The organism is Pseudoalteromonas sp. MMG033 (assembly GCF_057197785.1).
This window is the reverse complement of sequence record NZ_CM170070.1, coordinates 3,073,314-3,092,140: the sequence shown is the minus strand read 5'-3', so window position 1 is coordinate 3,092,140 and position 18,827 is coordinate 3,073,314. Positions and strand designations below refer to the sequence as shown.

14 protein-coding genes are annotated in these 18,827 nt (G+C 43.2%); 9 read left to right on the top strand and 5 right to left on the bottom strand.

The features are described from left to right. Window positions 1–42: 42 nt before the first annotated feature. Window positions 43–1,230, bottom strand: coding sequence for a GAF domain-containing protein (locus tag AC2CZC_RS13580; protein ID WP_484582183.1), 1,188 nt, complete (start codon window positions 1,228–1,230; stop codon window positions 43–45). Between the two features lie 160 nt (window positions 1,231–1,390). Here AC2CZC_RS13580 and AC2CZC_RS13575 point away from each other — a divergent pair, with 160 nt between their 5' ends. The 4 genes from AC2CZC_RS13575 to gloA all read left to right on the top strand — a co-directional run bounded on the left by AC2CZC_RS13575 (window position 1,391) and on the right by gloA (window position 6,034). Next, entirely contained in the window at window positions 1,391–2,890 is a 1,500-nt protein-coding gene (locus AC2CZC_RS13575; RefSeq protein ID WP_484582182.1) for an ethylbenzene dehydrogenase-related protein, read from the top strand. Beyond that, window positions 2,887–3,564: an Lcl C-terminal domain-containing protein gene (locus tag AC2CZC_RS13570; protein ID WP_484582181.1), complete on the top strand. Its 678-nt coding sequence runs from the start codon at window positions 2,887–2,889 to the stop codon at window positions 3,562–3,564. Before AC2CZC_RS13575 ends, AC2CZC_RS13570 begins: the two co-directional genes overlap by 4 nt. A gap of 5 nt (window positions 3,565–3,569) precedes the next feature. Further along, a complete protein-coding gene (locus tag AC2CZC_RS13565; RefSeq protein WP_484582180.1) occupies window positions 3,570–5,519 on the top strand; it encodes a pre-peptidase C-terminal domain-containing protein in 1,950 nt (649 codons plus the stop codon). Window positions 5,520–5,593: 74 nt separating this feature from the next. Further along, entirely contained in the window at window positions 5,594–6,034 is a 441-nt protein-coding gene (gene gloA / locus AC2CZC_RS13560) for a lactoylglutathione lyase (protein ID WP_063362084.1), read from the top strand. Between the two features lie 48 nt (window positions 6,035–6,082). On the opposite strand, the gene AC2CZC_RS13555 is transcribed toward gloA, so the two are convergent. The 4 genes from AC2CZC_RS13555 to AC2CZC_RS13540 form a co-directional block, all read right to left on the bottom strand. Beyond that, the gene (locus tag AC2CZC_RS13555) at window positions 6,083–6,838 is read right to left on the bottom strand and encodes a substrate-binding periplasmic protein (RefSeq protein ID WP_484582179.1); all 756 of its coding nucleotides are present in this window, start codon (window positions 6,836–6,838) and stop codon (window positions 6,083–6,085) included. A gap of 78 nt (window positions 6,839–6,916) precedes the next feature. Further along, window positions 6,917–9,709, bottom strand: coding sequence for a collagenase (locus AC2CZC_RS13550; RefSeq protein WP_484582178.1), 2,793 nt, complete (start codon window positions 9,707–9,709; stop codon window positions 6,917–6,919). Between the two features lie 283 nt (window positions 9,710–9,992). Further along, window positions 9,993–10,307 carry a hypothetical protein gene (locus tag AC2CZC_RS13545; RefSeq protein WP_484582177.1) on the bottom strand — a complete coding sequence of 105 codons (315 nt, stop codon included), beginning with the start codon at window positions 10,305–10,307 and terminating at the stop codon, window positions 9,993–9,995. A 160-nt stretch (window positions 10,308–10,467) separates the two neighbouring features. Beyond that, window positions 10,468–11,943 carry an amidohydrolase family protein gene (locus AC2CZC_RS13540; RefSeq protein WP_484582176.1) on the bottom strand — a complete coding sequence of 492 codons (1,476 nt, stop codon included), beginning with the start codon at window positions 11,941–11,943 and terminating at the stop codon, window positions 10,468–10,470. Window positions 11,944–12,186: 243 nt separating this feature from the next. Here AC2CZC_RS13540 and AC2CZC_RS13535 point away from each other — a divergent pair, with 243 nt between their 5' ends. The 5 genes from AC2CZC_RS13535 (at window position 12,187) to AC2CZC_RS13515 (ending at window position 18,772) form a co-directional block, all read left to right on the top strand. Next, window positions 12,187–12,657: a hypothetical protein gene (locus tag AC2CZC_RS13535; RefSeq protein ID WP_484582175.1), complete on the top strand. Its 471-nt coding sequence runs from the start codon at window positions 12,187–12,189 to the stop codon at window positions 12,655–12,657. A gap of 397 nt (window positions 12,658–13,054) precedes the next feature. Then, window positions 13,055–14,470, top strand: a complete 1,416-nt coding sequence (locus AC2CZC_RS13530) for an alanine/glycine:cation symporter family protein (protein ID WP_484582174.1) — start codon at window positions 13,055–13,057, stop codon at window positions 14,468–14,470. A 215-nt stretch (window positions 14,471–14,685) separates the two neighbouring features. Further along, a complete protein-coding gene (locus tag AC2CZC_RS13525) occupies window positions 14,686–15,696 on the top strand; it encodes a CobW family GTP-binding protein (protein ID WP_484582173.1) in 1,011 nt (336 codons plus the stop codon). Between the two features lie 126 nt (window positions 15,697–15,822). Further along, window positions 15,823–18,282, top strand: a complete 2,460-nt coding sequence (locus AC2CZC_RS13520) for a M1 family metallopeptidase (RefSeq protein WP_484582172.1) — start codon at window positions 15,823–15,825, stop codon at window positions 18,280–18,282. Next, a complete protein-coding gene (locus tag AC2CZC_RS13515; protein ID WP_484582171.1) occupies window positions 18,275–18,772 on the top strand; it encodes a DUF6702 family protein in 498 nt (165 codons plus the stop codon). Before AC2CZC_RS13520 ends, AC2CZC_RS13515 begins: the two co-directional genes overlap by 8 nt. Window positions 18,773–18,827: the final 55 nt, after the last annotated feature.

Here is an 18,827-nt window from a genome sequence, read left to right as displayed (position 1 = left end):
CCTAATGCAATCATACACGCTGGTAAAGCCATGGCGATACATTTAGGTCGCAAAATAAATTTGATTTTTTCCTTTACCTTTTGCTTCGTACAATGCCAAGTCCGCATCATGGATTAAAGCTTGCGCATCAAATGATTGGTTGATCACCGAGGCAATACCAATACTGCAGCCGCATTGCACTTCAATACCAGATTCTAAAGTAATGGGAGATGACAGTGACTTCAGCATCCGCTCGGCTAACTGAGTTAATGATTGTTTGTCTATTTTTTCAGTTAACATCACGACAAATTCATCGCCGCCTAAGCGACATACAAAGTCGTAACTGCGTAATGTTTGATTGAGTCGTTCACTGACCGTTTTTAACACTAAATCACCGCTTTGGTGGCCATGGTTATCATTGATGGGTTTAAAATCATCGAGATCTAAATATAAAACATAGACAAGAATATCCCCACGTTGAGAGCGCGCTGATAATCGCTCTAGCTCTTTAAACAGATATTTTCGATTGGCAAGTCCGGTCAAACTATCATGTAAAGAGTCATGTTCTAGTTGCTGTTGTAAGGACTCTCTCACTTCTATTTCATGCTCAAGCTTTGTTAAGCTCTCTTTAAGTTCAGAAGTCCTTTCTTGCACCTTGATTTCAAGCTCTGTTTGATAACTTTGCAATGCCCTATTGGCTTCTATCAAGGCTTGCTGATTATTGAATGCATCCAGTGCCGAAGAGATCACATGGCTGATGGTATACAGTACATCCACTATCATGCCTGAATATTCATTCTCTTTTCGATAAGATTGAATAATGAACGCACCTAAATGCTGACTGCGATTAACAAGCGGAAAGCATAGCCACTGCATAGGTACTGAGCCCAAGATGTTGACTTCGCCCGTCTCAATTAACTGTTCAATATCATGCTGATTGAAATTACACACCTTATGTGATTTCAGCGCAAAGGCGGTCAATGAATGTGAGATATCGTCTAAAGACAAATTTTCTAACTCTTCAGCCTCTATATCGTCTTTAACATCATGAAAGTACGGGAAAGATAAATTCCCATTTTCTTGGTACAGGACAACGTAAAAATTGTCTGCATAAGTTACTTTTTGCAATATACAATGAATGTCTAACAAGAAGCGTTGAATTGAATCTGATGTATTCAAACACGCTACTATATCCGTCATGCTATCGATCACATAGCCGCTGTCTACTGCCTCTACAGCTATTTTTTCCATCGCGTATCCCTCTGTAACTATTAACGCTGCGCACTAAGCCTAACTGCTCAAAGTTTAGACAAAACTTTAACCTTTTGCAGTATTTGAAAAATGACATATTTATGTAAATATAACAATTTACACTATATTTACAAAAATAATAATTAATATGAAAACCTTTATGCAAAGACAAACTTTTATTGTCTTACATGTAATTGCCATTGTGATAACTATCGGCAGCGTGTTAACAGGCTTTAGAATTGCCATCATTAGCCAAGACTGGTTAGCGCCTATCTCATCGCTTGTACCACAAGGTGCGGTACATAGCTGGCACCTTGGTTTCTCTATCGGGCTGACCTTACTCGTAGCAGTATTTATTGGTTACACTATCTGGGCACCCTTTCGCAGTTACCCATCAATTTATCACAAGTTAATTAACTACTTAGGGTATGTCAGCATTTCTCTAATTGTCTTATCTGGCTGGGCTGTTTGGGCTAATTTTTACAGTCACGAGGCGCGCAGTGTCCACCAAATCGCTATGTGGCTAATGGTCAGTTACTTTATTCTTCATGCTTGGGTTTATATCTTGCAAAAAGGCCGTGGGGTATTTGCCGCAATATTGCCAAAACGACTCAAAGTGGCACATATCGGTGCTGTACTATGCCTAGTTGTCATAGGTGGGTTTGTTCACACTCTTACTCTAAATGCCAGCCACCAGCTTGATGTGCACACCATTGCCGATACCACTTTTATAGAAATTGATGGCCAAGGCAATGAACCTCAATGGCAAGATGCAGATACATTTACTGTCACCACCATAGGTGGAGCTAACTTTGAAAATGGCAGTACCGATGTCTCTATTAAAGCACTGGCAAATCAATACGAAAGCTACTTTCTTATTTCTTGGCAAGACAACTCAAAAAGCACCAATCATTTACCATTATTAAAAACCCCCACTGGCTGGCAAGTACAAGAAAATGGCTTTTATCGATTTGACGAACGTACATTTTACGAAGATAAATTTGCGGTTATGCTTTCCGATGGCTGTGAGGTTGCTGGTGATAACACTTATTACTCCGGTGATAAGCCACTCAAAAACAAACCTAAAAATTGGCATGGCAAAGGGTATCATGCCAGCTTAGATGGCAAGGTTCGAGATTTATGGCATTGGAAAGCCGTGCGAACCAATGACATGTACCTCGCTGATGATAATTTTATCGGACCGCCTAGCAAACACCTGAAAGGCAAACGTCGTTACTCTGCGGGTTACCAAGCGGATGGAAAAGAGAGCGGTGCTTATGTCATGAACTGGCAATGGTACAGCGCCAAAGGCATATCACCTAAGCGCTTACCTGAAAAAATGCAGTCACACCAAGCAGTGCTACCCTGGTTCGGTTCAACTCCTTATCAAAGTGCGCAAGATACCTACCCAATAGGTACATTTTTACCCTCGGTTTTGTATCGTTCTAACCGTTTTGAAGGAGATAGAGCTGACGTGCGGGCTCGAGGGCAATGGCACGATGGGCGTTGGACTTTAGAGCTCGTTCGCAAACACAACACCCACTCCAAATATGACGTACCACTGCAAACAGGAACCTGTATGTGGGTCTCTGCTTTTGATCACGCACAAATTGCCCACACCCGCCATATTCAAGCAATAAAACTGAGGTATTCACTGTGATACAGCGACTAATTATATCAGCCCTGATCCTAGCTGCTTTCATCGGCATTTGTTTGTTGCCACAAGCTCAGCCTAAATTGAGCCAACATAAACGCTTCACCAAAATTACCCAAGGAGGTGACAAGCTCTCTCCATGGCAAGGCCCATGGGCATGCGTGCACGACAAGCAAAATCATATCTTGTGGGAAATCAAAACCGACAACGAAAGCATTCATGATGGTTATTGGACTTACTCTTGGTTTGATGGTGAAAAAGGTAAGCAAAACTTTGGCGACTGTTATTTTGAGCCAAACCGCTGTGATACCCATGATCTTATTCGTCAAACCAATCAACAAGGGCTGTGTGGCGTGTCAAAATGGCGATTGCCCACAGCCAAAGAACTGCATAGTCTCATTCAAGCGCCGACATCTCCGGCATTACCGCATATCGCCAATGACTTTTTCATACATATCAAACAAGGAGATTATTGGAGCTCCGAACACAGTCAGCCTTTGGCTAAGCAATATCGCCAAGGCGGCCAAGGTGCAACCGCCATTAATTTTCATTTTGGTAAAAGTTACACACTACCCTACCGAAATGCCGCATTTGTAATGTTGGTAGCTGATCTACCAAATGCAAATATCCAACCGCAGTTAAGTCGTCGCGAAATAAATACACATCAGAAACAGGAATGAAAACTATGAGAGCCCTCCACTTTGGCCTCGCTTCAACGTTAATCATGACAGGAAGCTGCTATGCAGGCAGTGATTATCACCGCATAGTTTGGGATGCTAACCCAAGCAGTCAAGCAACTATCGGCTTCACACCAGCCGGTGGCTCAAATCACGTCGTTAAATATGGTACCAGTACAGACGAGTCGAGCTGGACAACAAAAGCTGTGACCGCAAGCCACACTTTTGCAGGCAGCCTAAGCAACCAATTTGTGAAACTAACCGGACTGCCTGCTGACTCAGCGATTTACTACCGTGTGTGTGATAGCACTGGATGTGGTCAGCATTTATGGTTTAAAACGGCACCAACATCGACAACAACAGGCTTTGTTGCCATCGCCGGTGGTGATACCCGTACAGGCTGGACCACACGCCGTTCAGGCAACCAAATGGTCGCCAAAATCAGACCTTTGTTTATCATGCACGGTGGGGATTATACCAATGCCAACTCAGCCTCTGAGATGAAGGAATATCTTAAAGATTGGCAGCTGACCTTTTCAAGCGATCTGATTGGCGGACAAAACTATAAACGTGTGTATCCATTTGTCGCAACGCATGGCAACCATGAAGATGATAACTACAAAACCCTGTGCCAAGTGTTTGGGGTTGATTATAACAATGACGGCCAATGCACCAATGCTGATACCTACGGCGCTTTCAACGTGTCTAACTTGCTTCGTGTCTATACACTAAATAGTCAATATAAAAACAGCGGCTGGTCAAGCTACGCAATAGCGATGAATAACTGGCTAAAGCAAGACTTACAGAGTCAAGGTAACAGCGCAAAATGGCGCGTAGCTCAGTACCATAAGCCTATGTATCCTCACTACTCTGGCAAGTCTGACAATACAATCTTGCATACATGGTGGGCAAATAACTTTTACGACCACAGTATGAACTTGGTAGTCGAGTCCGACACTCATATCAATAAAATCACTGAAGCGCTCAAACCTTCAGGTAGCAACTTTGCTAAAACCACGACAGGCGGAACAGTATACGTGGGTGAAGGAAGTTGGGGTGCACCAGCACGTTCAGCAAATGACCCTAAATCTTGGACCATTGACTTAGCCAGTATCCAACAGTTTAAGGTGCTCTCTGTAACACCCAATAAACTTGAGGTAAGAACGGCGCAGTTTTCATCTTCAACCAATAGCCTATCTCGTGAGCAACGTGCGGCAGACCCACTGGCATTACCGGGCAATGTAAACTGGTGGTATGCAAGCAGTTTAGGTGATGTGTTACCACTTGTACAAAGCACATCTGGCCGTTCAATTATTGATACGCCTGATTTACCAAATCCGAATGTTCTTGAAAATGACGTACCAGCGACAGGTTTGACTGGCGCAAAAGGCAGTAAAACCATTTACACCATGGAAGTACCTGCAAGCACCAATCAGCTATCGTTTACTTCAAGCGGTGGTACCGGTGATGTAGATATGTATGTGAAGTTTGGGTCTGAGCCAACAACATCCAGCTATGATTGCCGCCCATACAAAGATGGTAATAATGAGTCGTGCTCTATCACAAATATTCAAGCGGGTACGTACTATGTCATGCTAAATGGGTATGCGACCTACAGTGGTGTTTCACTGGTTGGCTCATACAGCACAGTTGCCGATCCGGGTAACAAACAACAATGGACAGGCCTGTCGGCAAGTAAGTCAAACTGGACTTATAAAACCTTTGAAGTGCCTGCTGGCCAAGCTAAATTAACGGTAAAAATAAGCGGCGGCACTGGTGATGCTGATCTGTATATTCGTTCAGGCAGCCAGCCGACAACCTCATCGTATGATTGTCGCCCTTATGAAAATGGCAACACTGAAACGTGCACCATTACCAACCCGACTGCGGGCACATGGCACCTTGGTGTTAGGGCTTATGAAACTTATAGCGGCGTGACTTTAAGCGCAGAATATTAAGCTATACGTCGATTGCCCCTTGCGAAGTGAGCGTTTGCCCATATTATGTTGGGCATATTCAAAAGGGGCAAGTTATGAACTTTTTACATACTATGGTGCGCGTAAAAGACTTAGACGCATCTCTTAAATTTTATTGTGACCTACTAGGGCTGGTTGAAATTAAGCGCAAGGACAGTGAAAAAGGTCGCTTTACACTCGTTTTTTTGGCTGCACCTGGCCAATTAGAACAAGCACAAGACACCTTTTCACCTACGATTGAGCTCACCTATAACTGGGATACGGAAGAGTACACTGGTGGCAGAAACTTTGGACACTTAGCATTTGCTGTGGATGACATTTACGCACTATGTGACAAAATTCAACAAGCTGGTGTGACAATCAATCGCCCGCCAAGATGCGGACATATGGCGTTTATCAAATCACCTGACGGTATTTCAATTGAACTACTGCAAAAAGACAAACCACTAGAGCCGCAAGAGCCTTGGTTATCTATGCCAAACACAGGGTCTTGGTAAGCAACTGAATAAAGCGGATCTTGAATCCGCTTTATTAAATCAGCTTTTTTATTCAGGGATGTGATACGAGCTCACTAATTCCTTCATGTATTTTTTAAATGGAAGCGATCCCGTTATCTTTTGTAAAGGTCCAAACTGGTACTTATTATCTTTTGGGATCAGTATCGCCCGATAATATTTTTGATGGGATTGATGTGACAAAGACAAGCTGGTCCACCAGCCGTTTTTCTTAGCAAAGTAAAAAAAGGTGGGACGGCTTACCACGGCAAAGTCGAGCTTTTGCTGTAAAATCAGCTCAAGTAACTCTTTCTCACTCTTAGCATCCACCCTTGTCAGCTTCTCCCTTCGCTCAGCTTCTGCCAACTTGGGGTAATAATAGCCTTCGACGCCGCCATATTTTTTTCCATGCAGCGACGCTTGGCTTTGATAATCAAACGGTTTTTTTATGCTGGAGACAAATTCATCTGTGTCATAAAAAAGCGGGTCACTCCAGACAAACTTTTGCTGTTCAACGTCGTCAAACCATAAAGGGTTCACGCCCAATACGGCACCTGCTAACGTGTTCCGTTCAAGTTGCTGCCGGATCTGCTCTTTGCTCATAAACACCAGCTCATATTGCAGCTTAGGCTGAAACTCGTTTAACAGATTGACAATGTCAAAGTACAAGCCCTTTTTATCCGCCAAACTCTCGATATAAGGCGGTTTGTTATGGTAAGTAAACAAGCTTAAGCGCTCTAGCTGCTCACTTTTCACACTCATTGATAAAAGGGCAAAGACACCCAGTACAAATAACTTTAGCAACATACACCCTGACAATGACTAAACAGCTCTAGTTATAATTTATCCTGTCGCTGTTTAGTCATCAAGTTTTACACAATAAAGTTAGTTGCAATAACCTTCATTGTACCGAACTAACACTGTTGCCCCTTGGTGCATACCAGATACTTTAAGGTAACCCCAATATTGGCTTTGTCCGGTCAGATTAATACACTCGCTGTTTCCTTCCAATGCAGAACGCGCCTCAACATTGGTGTCATTCGGCCAGCCTTGGTTACTGTATTCTAAAGTTAAGTCACCACTGCCATGTGCTGTTTGAATACTAATACTACCCTGCTCTTGCACATTCTCTAGGCTAAACCACATAGGTGCTTGACTCGCTGCCAAACAAACAGGCGCGCCCGCGTTTAACCTGCCGCCAGATAAACCACCTTGGGTAGCACACAGATCCGGTAAAGTAGAAGCTGGCGGTGTAAAGTCAGCAACCAAGGTTACATTGTCAAAGTGGTTATATCCGCGCAACATGATGAAATAGTCACCGGTTAATGGCTGCGCGATATCACATCTTTCGGCATTGCCGCCAACATACGGACGACAATCATAACGATCCAGTGTCGGTAATTGTCCTTGTTTAACATAAAGGTCAGCATCGCCTGAACCACCTGACGTCGCGATCACTAAATTAGTGGCGCCTGACGGTAAAGTGAGTTTAAAATACTTAAATGCATCTTGCTCAGCAGCCACTGTGACAGGCAGCCCTTTAAGCAGTGTCACCACGTTATTGGCCGTTTCTGATACTTCTACCGAGGTCGACACACTGGCTTGCGCACCTTGCGGGTCGCTCACGGTTAGCGAAACTGTATAAGTCCCCTGTGCACTGTAGATATGAGTCGGGTTTGCACTGGTACTTTGCGCACCATCACCAAATTGCCATAAATAAGTCAGTACTTGCCCTTCCGGATCTGAACTACCTTGACTACTAAACTGGATGTCATTGCCAATCGTGCCTGAGTAGGGCCCGTTGATAAATGCAAGGGGTGCTTTATTGTCGTCACTTCCTGCAAGTGCTAATGTCCATTGCGTAAACTCCTGATCATAGCGCTGTGCCCAACCATCGACTGTTGTCTTGTACCCCGACCAGTTTCCTTCTCTGGTGTGGTTAAGCATGACTTTCAACTCTTCAAAGTGGCGTTCAAACATAAAGCGCACCGCTAAGTAACCCCAACGATAAATTCGGTCTTGATCAAAGCCTGCATACGTCGTCGCAAATATCTCATTCAAACGATAGGTACTGCCATCTTTAATCGTATCGATGGCTGCCTGATTATCATTTAAGTTAGCGACATACTCGGCAACCCCTTCACTCCACCAAACAATCGCTTCAGTTGGCGCATTGAAATCACCATACAAATCAAATCGGCCATCAAGGTAATGTACATATTCATGCTCTAGGTTCCAAACAAAGTGGTCCGCTTTGGCATAGCTTGCCTCATAGGCAATAAAATTAGCCTGATTACCGACTTTACTGGGGTCACCCTCCAAGTACATGCCGCCATTATTGGTATCAATCTTAAAAATCGCTTTAGCATATTTGCCATAGTCATTGCTGCTATCAAAAATATTCACCTGTAACATGGTGTTGTTGTCATCAGCCACGGGAGTTTGGTTGGTTGCGAGCATTTGATGAAAGCGCGTTTCTTCAAGCGCCATCGTCTGACACGCCGAGAGGTGCTGCTGCGCAGTCATATTTTGTGAACGGATCCGAATTGTTGGACTACATTGATGTGTTTGAGACAATGCTTTTTGTGTCAGGGTTTGTTCAAAATTACAAATGCCAAAGGTGTCACAATCAGCATAATACGTTGCCACATCTGCCGCAGCGAGCCAGATCCCATCTCCATAACCAAAGCTTTCAAAACGGCTAAATAAGTCTTTCAACGCCGTATCAACCATCGGCTGAATTGGGGCGTTTTTATAGGTTTTTAATCTCGCTAACTCACTGGCTGAGTTGATGATCAGGTATTCGGCATCTGAGCCAATCATCCAGTTTTGCTTTGTAAATTCAGCAAGCATGTTTACCAGCTCACTGTCTGATTGCACCTTTGCCACAAACTCCGCATTCCACTGCCCACGATACAGTATGGTAAAAATGCCATTTACCGCACTGCGCATATACCATTTATCCGCGTAAGACTGCTGCCACTTTAATAGCCATGCTTTAACAACTGGCAAATAGACATCTTGCATTTCAGAAGAGTCCATTGACGTGATCACTTCTTTCAATACTTTGCCATGAGCATCTGAATTGGTGTAAAAATGCGGACTTTTTACAAACTCGTCTAGGGCCGCACGAACCTCAGGTTTTAGACTCGAACCAAAGCTCACCGAATCATTATAAAACTCCACATAATAACCTGCACGGATAAATAGAAATAAGGCCTCTAAAGCCGCACTGCCATTGCCGTCATAACTCGTCGCCAATGACTTTGCACGAATTGCTGCTGCACGCATTTTTTCTGTCGTAAATACGGATATTTGAAGGTTACTCGATGCACTAAATAATTCATTAACACAACTTGCGCCTTGCTGCACAACCAGATCAGCAATGCTCGCATCATTCGCTTGCGCCAACAAATTAATGTCACACTGCACGACAGCAGCCTGTGTCTTCATTGTCATAAGGGCAGAATTAAGAGCACTCTCCGTGTGATTGAGCAGAGTATTTTGTGCAGTTGGCGCGTTATCATGCACTACTTGACCATGCTCATCACCGTGATTTAGGTGTTGTAGTTGAGATGTTTGCAAAGGTTTAAAAGCTCGTTCATTAACTTGATGAGCAAAAGACTGTAAACTACACGCTACCAAGGATAGCGCTAAAGCAAGTGATTGTATTTTCATAATATTACCTTTTAAAATGTGTATCCAAACCCACTAACCGGGCACACTTTTTTAACATAATAGCAATATTGCATACAATATATTTTATATAATATTATTTCATAAATAGCAGGATAAATTCTTTATCTTGATATTTTAAATACTGGATTATTCCTATTGGAATGGCATTGCTTTAACACTTAAAAACGAGATAAAGCAAATAAAAACAGGTGGTTATAGAGGTTTTTGGACGAAATATGTCAAAGAGGCAAAGCGGCCATTAAGCTGTGGTCGTTTTGTAAGGTTAGTCAGAGGTATTTTTATTTACATATTGAATATTCACCACCCCTTGATTGCGCATAGTCACTAACAGTGTTTGCTTTTCCAATCTCAATGGGTATTCGCCATCTGGTAAATTCTTGCTCGCTAAGTTATTTAGCCCTGTAATTAAACCGAGAGTTTGTGCCTCATCATGGGAAGGTATATGGACTTTTCCACGGGCCTTAAAATAATCAACGCCTTTATCAACTGCGCCTTCCACGACAGACTTAGCAATTTTTCTGCTTGCTTCATTTTTCAGCGCTTTAAAAAATAATGATTTAAATATAGTTGCGATCATGTCAGTGCCTTAATGCTGAAACTTAACTTTATTGTGACATATGAAATTATTACACTCCATTACACTCACTGATTAAAGCAGCTTTTAGATTTAAGATCCGTCACGAATTAGATACAAATCGTTTCTAAATGTTTCCTATATGTACACTTTAAATTGATGTTCATAGCAAGGCTGCTTTTATATCTCGCCAACGTGTATTGTCGATAAGCGGGTCATGATCTAACTTCATATAATGCGCTGCACCACCAAGTTCGTTAAAGCTCGCTACTTTTGCATGGCGTGCAGCACCGTGCGTGATCGCTGCCAATGCCTGTAAACGCGTGAGGCATTGTCCTGGGTCTAATGTGCGCTCATCGCAAGAATAGTTTTCTGGCATAGCTTCAATATCGCGCTCAGTAGCAATTTCGGCTAATCGAAGTGGACACAAAGGCTCTCGCGGAAAATCACTATGCAGGCATAAATTACTGCCGTTGTGTAAAATGCGATTGCAAGGCACAAATAATTCATCATAGTGATAGTCGTGCACCCATTTATAGCCGCATGATGCCAATCGGCCGATAGCGATGGCAACTGACACCTTTTCATCAAGGCGCTCTAATTGAGATGTTTTCATCACCTCGCAATGATCTACCCGCGCAAGCTCGTCAATATGAGTTTGATAGGTGTAATAAGTGGAAAAACGATGTTTGTCAGAATTACTTTGAATAAGGTTATCAAGCAATAATTCTACAAAGTGGCTTTGTAACGCGACCTCAAAGTGGCTGATCCCACGCTTTTTACCCTGATCTACAATCGTATTAAATGTACTAGGAAGCTTACCTAGCTGCCCCAATAGCTCCTTATCACTAAACGCCCAAGGCAAAATAGACATGCCCTCTGCATCAACATAACCCAAAGTCTTAATCGATTCGATAAATCCACTAAACGCAGGCGATCTGCCAATGACACTTTGTTCTATTCTTTCTAACAGCGCACTATTCACAAACGCCATCGAAAAGTTATTACTTACAATGCAAACGGGACGGGCTAAGGCCAACTCATCCAGTGCAGCAACATTTAAAGCACTTAGGGGTTTGCCCCAATTAAGTAGATAGGGATCTAACCCAAAACAAAAAAGACAATCACCTTTATCCAAGCTGCTGTTCAAATAATCCAATGTATTGAACACATAGGATAAATTGTAATCATGCATTACACGTTTAGCACTGCCACATAAGCCAAATAAACCAACATCTGCGTAACCACGACACAATGCGGACTCTACAAGGTAGCTGTGCACAGTAACACAGCTCGGCGTGATCACTTCTCCCCCTTGCAAGCTATGAACTCTTAACATGGTTGGACGCCTTTTCGCCTCCTGATAGACCGCGTCAAAAGTACCTACCCTGAGTAGTTGACCATTGCAAATTGATAGCGCCTGCACTTTAGAATCTGAGTGTAAGAAGTCTCGATAGATTGCACCTTCATAACGGCTATCGTACACATCGATAAACATTTCAGTATTCGCACAGGCCGAGCCACTGCTGAAGTTTGAAAATACATTAGAGCTATATTTATCTGCCAGTCGATTAAGCCAAGTTTGAATAAACGCGCTTTCCATTGGGTGATTTTGCAGCATGGGATTAAGAAAGTGCATAAAAAGATCACTCCTAAGCCAGTCAAGGGCAGCTCAACGAAACAGATTCGTTTGTCGTGTTAACTGTCTAAGGCTAGCCAACTGGTTAAATAAAGAACATTACACCATATTACAGCTGCACTTATTCTCCATAAATAACGGGCTTAACATCTAGCAATGTGCGCGTCTTGGTTTTTCATGTACACTAGCAACCAAGTGTATTAATCCAGTATTACTTAATTTATTCAGCTACTTGGAAGTACTATGGCGAATTTCTCTACACATTTAAAAGCGTCCACCATTGTTAGCGCGACGCTCAGTTCACTGCTATTGAGCATCACAGAGGTAAATGGCTTTCAAGCGCTTGGGTTATTCATCGTTGGCGCACTAGCTGGGTTATTACCTGATCTTGACTCAGATAAGTCTAAATCGCTCAATAGCCTGTTTAGTATTTTTGCTATTCTGGTGGCGGGTATTTTACTGCTGAATTACCAATTTAATTCAGTCATCGAGACCTGGCTCATAGGCGCACTGATCTATGCAGGCTTTATGTATGTGATTAAGCCTATTTTTGAGCACTTTACAGTACATCGCGCCACCTTACACTCCATCTCGGCAGTCATCATGTTTTGCTTGCTCACATTTCATGGCACCATTTTGCTTGGCATGAGCTTGCACATCGTTCTACTTTGCTGCTTATTTGTGTTTGTCGGTGCAATGACGCATTTAACCTAGATGAATGTTACAGCGTCGATATAGACAACAAAGAGCTCAAAGCTTCCTTTGGCACAGCGATGAAGCTCATTGATTTAAGATATCCTTTAACTTCTATATCCCAACTTGGGATAACAGCTGTGTGCCTATATTTCGCAATGCCTTACTTTGACGATATCTCTTATTTAGTAATGAATTGGCACGACAAATTACAGTCTCTGAACTTTTTGCCAGATTTAGACAACCTCACTTGGCAAAGCTTAATTTCATAAGGTGAATTGACGCCTAAGCTTTGTAAACACACGCTATGCAAACAATACTGTACAATTGAATTCGACGCAGTAATTTCGTATAGATGATAAGTTGTGGTAAGTTACGCGCTCAAAATTATTCGTTACCTTAAATTAAAGGATATCCGATGGCTGAGTTTTTTAATCAAATCAGCGGCCTGTTGTGGGGACATATTCTTATATACCTCCTGATCGCAGCCGGTGTTTTCTTTACAATCCGACTTGGGTTTATTCAATTTGCTCAATTCCCGCATATGATCAAAGTCATGGCCAACAGCCGAAGCGGTGCAGATGAAGGTATCTCTTCATTTCAGGCATTTTGTACCTCCCTCGCAGCACGTGTTGGCACTGGTAATATGGCCGGTGTGGCGGTCGCCCTTTATTTAGGCGGCGCAGGTGCTATTTTCTGGATGTGGCTTATCGCCTTAATTGGTATGGCTACCAGCTTTGCAGAAAGCGCGCTCGCTCAGCTTTATAAAGTGAAAGATGAAGACGGCAACTACCGAGGCGGGCCAGCATATTATATGGAGTATGGATTAAACAAACGTTGGATGGGGATATTATTCTCACTCTGCCTGATCCTTGCTTTTGGCTTAGTATTCAATGCAGTACAATCAAATTCCATTGCTGCAGCATTTGAAGTGGCATTTGATGTACCTAAATATGTAATGGGCATTGTGCTTGTTATTGGTTCTGCGTTCATCATTTTTGGTGGCCTAAAAACCATCGCACGCTTTGCAGAGCTCGTTGTACCTTTCATGGCATTAGCTTATTTGTTAGTTGCACTGTATGTGTGTTTTAGCAACTTAGAGCTACTACCAGATGTATTCATGCAGGTGATTAACAGCGCATTCGGTTTAGAGCAAGCAGCTGGCGGTGCAGTAGGTTATGCCGTTATGCAGGCGATGATCCAAGGTATTAAGCGCGGCTTGTTCTCTAACGAAGCCGGTATGGGTAGTGCGGCAAACGCTGCAGCAAGTGCAACACCCAACCCAAATCACCCAGCATCACAGGGCTACGTGCAAATGCTCGGCGTATTTGTCGATACCATTGTGATCTGTAGTGCAACTGCAGCCCTTGTTTTACTGTCAAACCAGCTGGTGCCTGAATCAGGCGTGACAGGCATTGCGTTAACACAGGCAGCCCTTGTAGAACACGTTGGTCAATGGGGTGCAGTCTTCATTGCTATTGCTATTTTCCTTTTTGCCTTTACGTCAATTGTGGCAAATTACAGCTACGCCGAGACTAACCTAATGTTCTTGCAGAAAAACAAGACGGCCATGATGGTCTTCCGTCTATGTGTATTAGGTATGGTGATGTTTGGTGCTGTGGGTGAGCTTGGTCTGATTTGGACACTGGCTGACATCTCAATGGGTATGATGGCCATTGTGAACGTTGCTGCGTTATTCATGTTGTCGGGTATTGTGATCTGGCTTGCAAAAGACTACAAAGCCCAGCTTAAAGAAGGTAAAACACCTAAGTTTGACCCAAGCAGCCGACCTGAAATAGCAAAAACGCTTCCTAAAGGTATTTGGCGCAAGTAAATTACCCCTCACCTTAATCTAAAAAAGCGGCAGTTAATCTGCCGCTTTTTTTGTTCTCCTTGCCATTCAAAGCCATTAAATCCACTAACTTATATTAAGAGACCATTAACAATAGGATGAACACCATTCTTCGAAAGACAATAATTGTTATAGTATAACATTTCAAATATAATGCGCGGCAACCGTCACACAAGTGTGAAAAATTGGAGTATGTAATGCAAAGTGATAATCAGTCGATATCGGCTATTCCAACTAACATCATCACCGGATTTTTAGGGGTTGGTAAGACCTCCGCAATTAAGCACCTACTTGCGCAAAAGCCTGAGGATGAAAGATGGGCTATCTTGGTCAATGAGTTTGGTGAGATTGGCATTGATGGTAATTTACTCAGCGGGAAAAAAGACGAACAAGTATATATTCGCGAAGTACCCGGTGGGTGTATGTGCTGTGCATCTGGCTTGCCAATGCAAATTGCACTCAATCAACTACTCAGTGAAGCTAAGCCGCATCGCTTACTCATTGAACCCACAGGGCTTGGACACCCCTTAGAAGTACTGCAATTATTATCAAATCAATATTACCAGCAATTGCTTAGCCTCGAAAAAGTCATCACCCTAGTCGATGCACGAAGCCTCACTGATACCCGCTACACAGAGCATGCCACGTTTAATCAGCAAATCGCCATCGCTGATGTTGTTGTTGGCAATAAACTAGATTTATATCAGGGCACTCAAAAAACACAGCTTGAGCTATTTTTGGCCGAAAAAGGCTTTGAGAGTAAGCAATTAGAGTTTTGTTCACACGGGCAACTCAACCCCCAGTGGCTTAGCGGCAAAACCATCAATAACGCTAAACCGCCTTGTCATCACCACCATCACCATGATGCCGATCCTGCAAGAGACATTAACGCAGAGCCCTTCCCTGAAGATGGCTTCCTAAAAGCTCAAAATGAAGGAGAAGGCTTTGTCAGTGTGGGCTGGCGTTTCGCCCCTGATCAAGTATTTGACCGCGATAAGCTGAGGGTATTTGTCACAAGTGTCGACGCGGAGCGTTTAAAAGCAGTGTTTATCACCATGGATGGCATTTTTGGCTATAACAAAACAGCCGATGGCACAACAGAGGTAGAGCTAGACGAATGCCTTGAAAGCCGCATTGAGATCATTGGTGAAAACCTAAGTCCAGATCTTGAAGCTACTCTGCTTACTTGTTTGGTAGCCCATCAATAAACACTTACTGACAATAATTTATTAGATTATTTTCAACAAAACTTTAAACAAAGGAGGGGATTACAAGTATCCATAAAAACCAGCTGTAAAACAGCTTTAATAAGCGAATCAAAGAAAGAAAATAAAATGAAAACAAACACATCAATACTCATTGCCGCATTTGCAACGCTGGTATTTTCAAGCGTTACCAATGCATCCGCAATAAATCAAACGAAAGGGAACTTTGAAGACAAGTTCCGACAATTAGACGAAGTGTTGCCAACACCAAACGTGTATCGCAATGCTGCGGGGGAGCCAGGACAACAATACTGGCAACAAAAGGTAGATTATAAGATCAAGGTCTCACTTGATGAGCAAAAACGTCGATTGACAGGTCATGAAAAAATCACCTACCACAACAACTCCCCTTATCGTTTAAAGTACCTTTGGGTGCAACTCGATCAGAATATCTTTAAAGATGACTCCATTGCCAATATGGCAAATAACTTTGGTGGCGTTGGTCGCCGAGGCCCTTACACCAAGCACGGTGATGAAAATAAGCCAGCAAAAATCAGCTTAGGTGAACTCAGACGCCAACAGTTTATGACGGACAATGAACTGGGCTATGAAATAAGCGCAGTGACTGACCATCGTGGCAAGAAACTCAGCTTTACCATCGTCGGTACGCAAATGCGAATAGACTTACCCAAACCACTTAAATCAGGTGACTCGGTTAAATTTGCCATTGATTTTGCATTTAACATCGTAGAAGAAGACGCTGTATCTGCCCGCTCAGGATATGAGCACTTTGCTGATGATCCGCGTCCAGGCGGTAACGATATATTCTTGTTAGCGCAGTGGTTCCCAAGACTCCATGCTTACACAGACTATGAAGCATGGACTAACAAAGAGTTTTTGGGCCGTGGTGAATTCACATTAGAGTTCGGCGATTATGAAGTGGAAATCGATGTGCCTGCCGACCACATTGTCAGTGCCACGGGTGTATTAACCAACCCAAAAGACGTGTTAAGCAAAATCCAGCGTAATCGTTTAAAAGCTGCCAAAACGGCCAAACGCCCAGTCTTTATCGTTACCGAAGAAGAAGCGCTTGAAAACGAAAAAGCGGGCACAAACAAGCGTAAAACTTGGAAGTTTAAAGCAGAAAATGTCCGTGACTTCGCATGGGCGTCATCGCGCAAGTTCATGTGGGATGCACGCGGCTACGAGCAAGGCGGTGAAGAGATGCCTTTGGTTATGGCCATGTCATTCTATCCCAAAGAAGGCGGCGACCTGTGGAAAAAGTACTCAACTGAGTCTGTGATCCACACCATGGAAGTCTATTCACGCTTTTCTTTCGATTACCCTTACCCAACTGCACAATCAGTCAATGGCCCTGTCGGCGGCATGGAATATCCCATGATCACCTTCAATGGTCCACGCACCGAGCTGCAAGACGATGGTACCCGTACCTATTCTCAAGCAGAAAAACGCTTTTTAATTGGCGTGGTGATCCATGAGATCGGGCATATTTACTTTCCAATGATAGTTAACTCTGATGAGCGCCAGTGGACATGGATGGATGAGGGCTTAAACAGCTTTTTAGATGGCGTAGCAGGACGCGAATGGGATCCAAACATTCCTTGGGGTGTTGAGCCAAGAGACATTGTCGGCTACATGAAATCTGAAAATCAGGTACCAATCATGACGCAATCTGATAGCGTTTTGAATTTAGGCCCCAATGCCTACACTAAGCCCGCTGCCGCATTGAACATTTTGCGTGAGGTGATCCTCGGTCGTGAACTGTTTGATTTTGCATTTAAAGAGTTCTCAGAGCGGTGGCGATTTAAACGTCCTACCCCGTCTGACTTTTTCCGTACCATGGAAGAAGCTTCAGGTGTTGACCTAGACTGGTTCTGGCGCGGTTGGTTCTACTCAACCGATCATGTCGATATCTCCATCGATAAAATTTATCAGATGCGCTTAGACACTTATGATCCTGACATCGATTTTTCGCGTCAGCGTCAGTTTGAACAAGATAAGCCTTCTTCATTATTTGTTGAACGCAACAAAGCCGAAGGCAAAAAGTTGTGGGTAGAGCTCAACCCAGATATTACAGACTTTTATGATGACAATGACAGATTCACCGTCACCAATAAAGAGCGCAACGAGTACAAAGAGTTCTTAGACTCCCTTAAGCCTTGGGAGCGTAAAACACTTGCCCGCGCACTAGAAGAAGACAAAAACTATTATGTACTGGAGTTTTCGAATATTGGCGGTTTAGTGATGCCGATTTTGCTCGAGCTAACCTATGAAGATGGTAGTAAAGAGAGCCAATATATCCCTGCTGAGATCTGGCGCAGAACGCCTAAGCACGTTCGCAAGCTAATCGTCACCGACAAAGATAAAGTACTGACCAACGTGGTTGTCGACCCTGGTTGGGAAACGGCCGATGTGGATGTAGAAAACAACCACTATCCACGCCGTATCATTCCTTCTCGTGTTGAAGCGTATAAAAAAGCCAAGAGTAAAATCAAGGTCAAACGCGACATCATGCAAGATATCAAAACAGAGCTTAAAAGTGATAAAAAGGAAGTAAGTAATGACTAACTACCTACATTGTTTCATCATTACACTGACTTTATTGCTCAGCGCTGTGGTTTTTGCACATCAACAAAAAGCAGCTGAAACCACGGTTTTATTCAATAAAAACTCAGGCCAATTAGAGATCATGCATCGCTTTTATCTGCACGATACTGAGCATGCGGTCCAGTCTTTATTTGATAAAAAAGCCGATATCCTTAATTCAAAAGCAACCCAACAACAGTTTGCAGATTACGTCGCGAAGCACTTTCAGTTGAAAGCGCTGAATGACCAGTCAGTCGAATTAACCAATGTAGGTTTTGAAGTTGAAGGTAAGTTTTTTTGGGTTTATCAAGAAACAACTCTACCCAAGGAAGTACAAGGCTTAAAAATGTATAACGGCTCACTGAGAGACCTTTGGCCTGCACAGGTCAATATGGTCAACGTGGAAGGCAAAGGCAAGGTACGCACCTTGTACTTTAGCCGCAATGATAAGTGGCTCGTGACCAAGTTTTAGGCTTGAAAACGCCTAATTAAAATCAGGGAGCTTCCTAATAGAAAGCTCCCTTTTT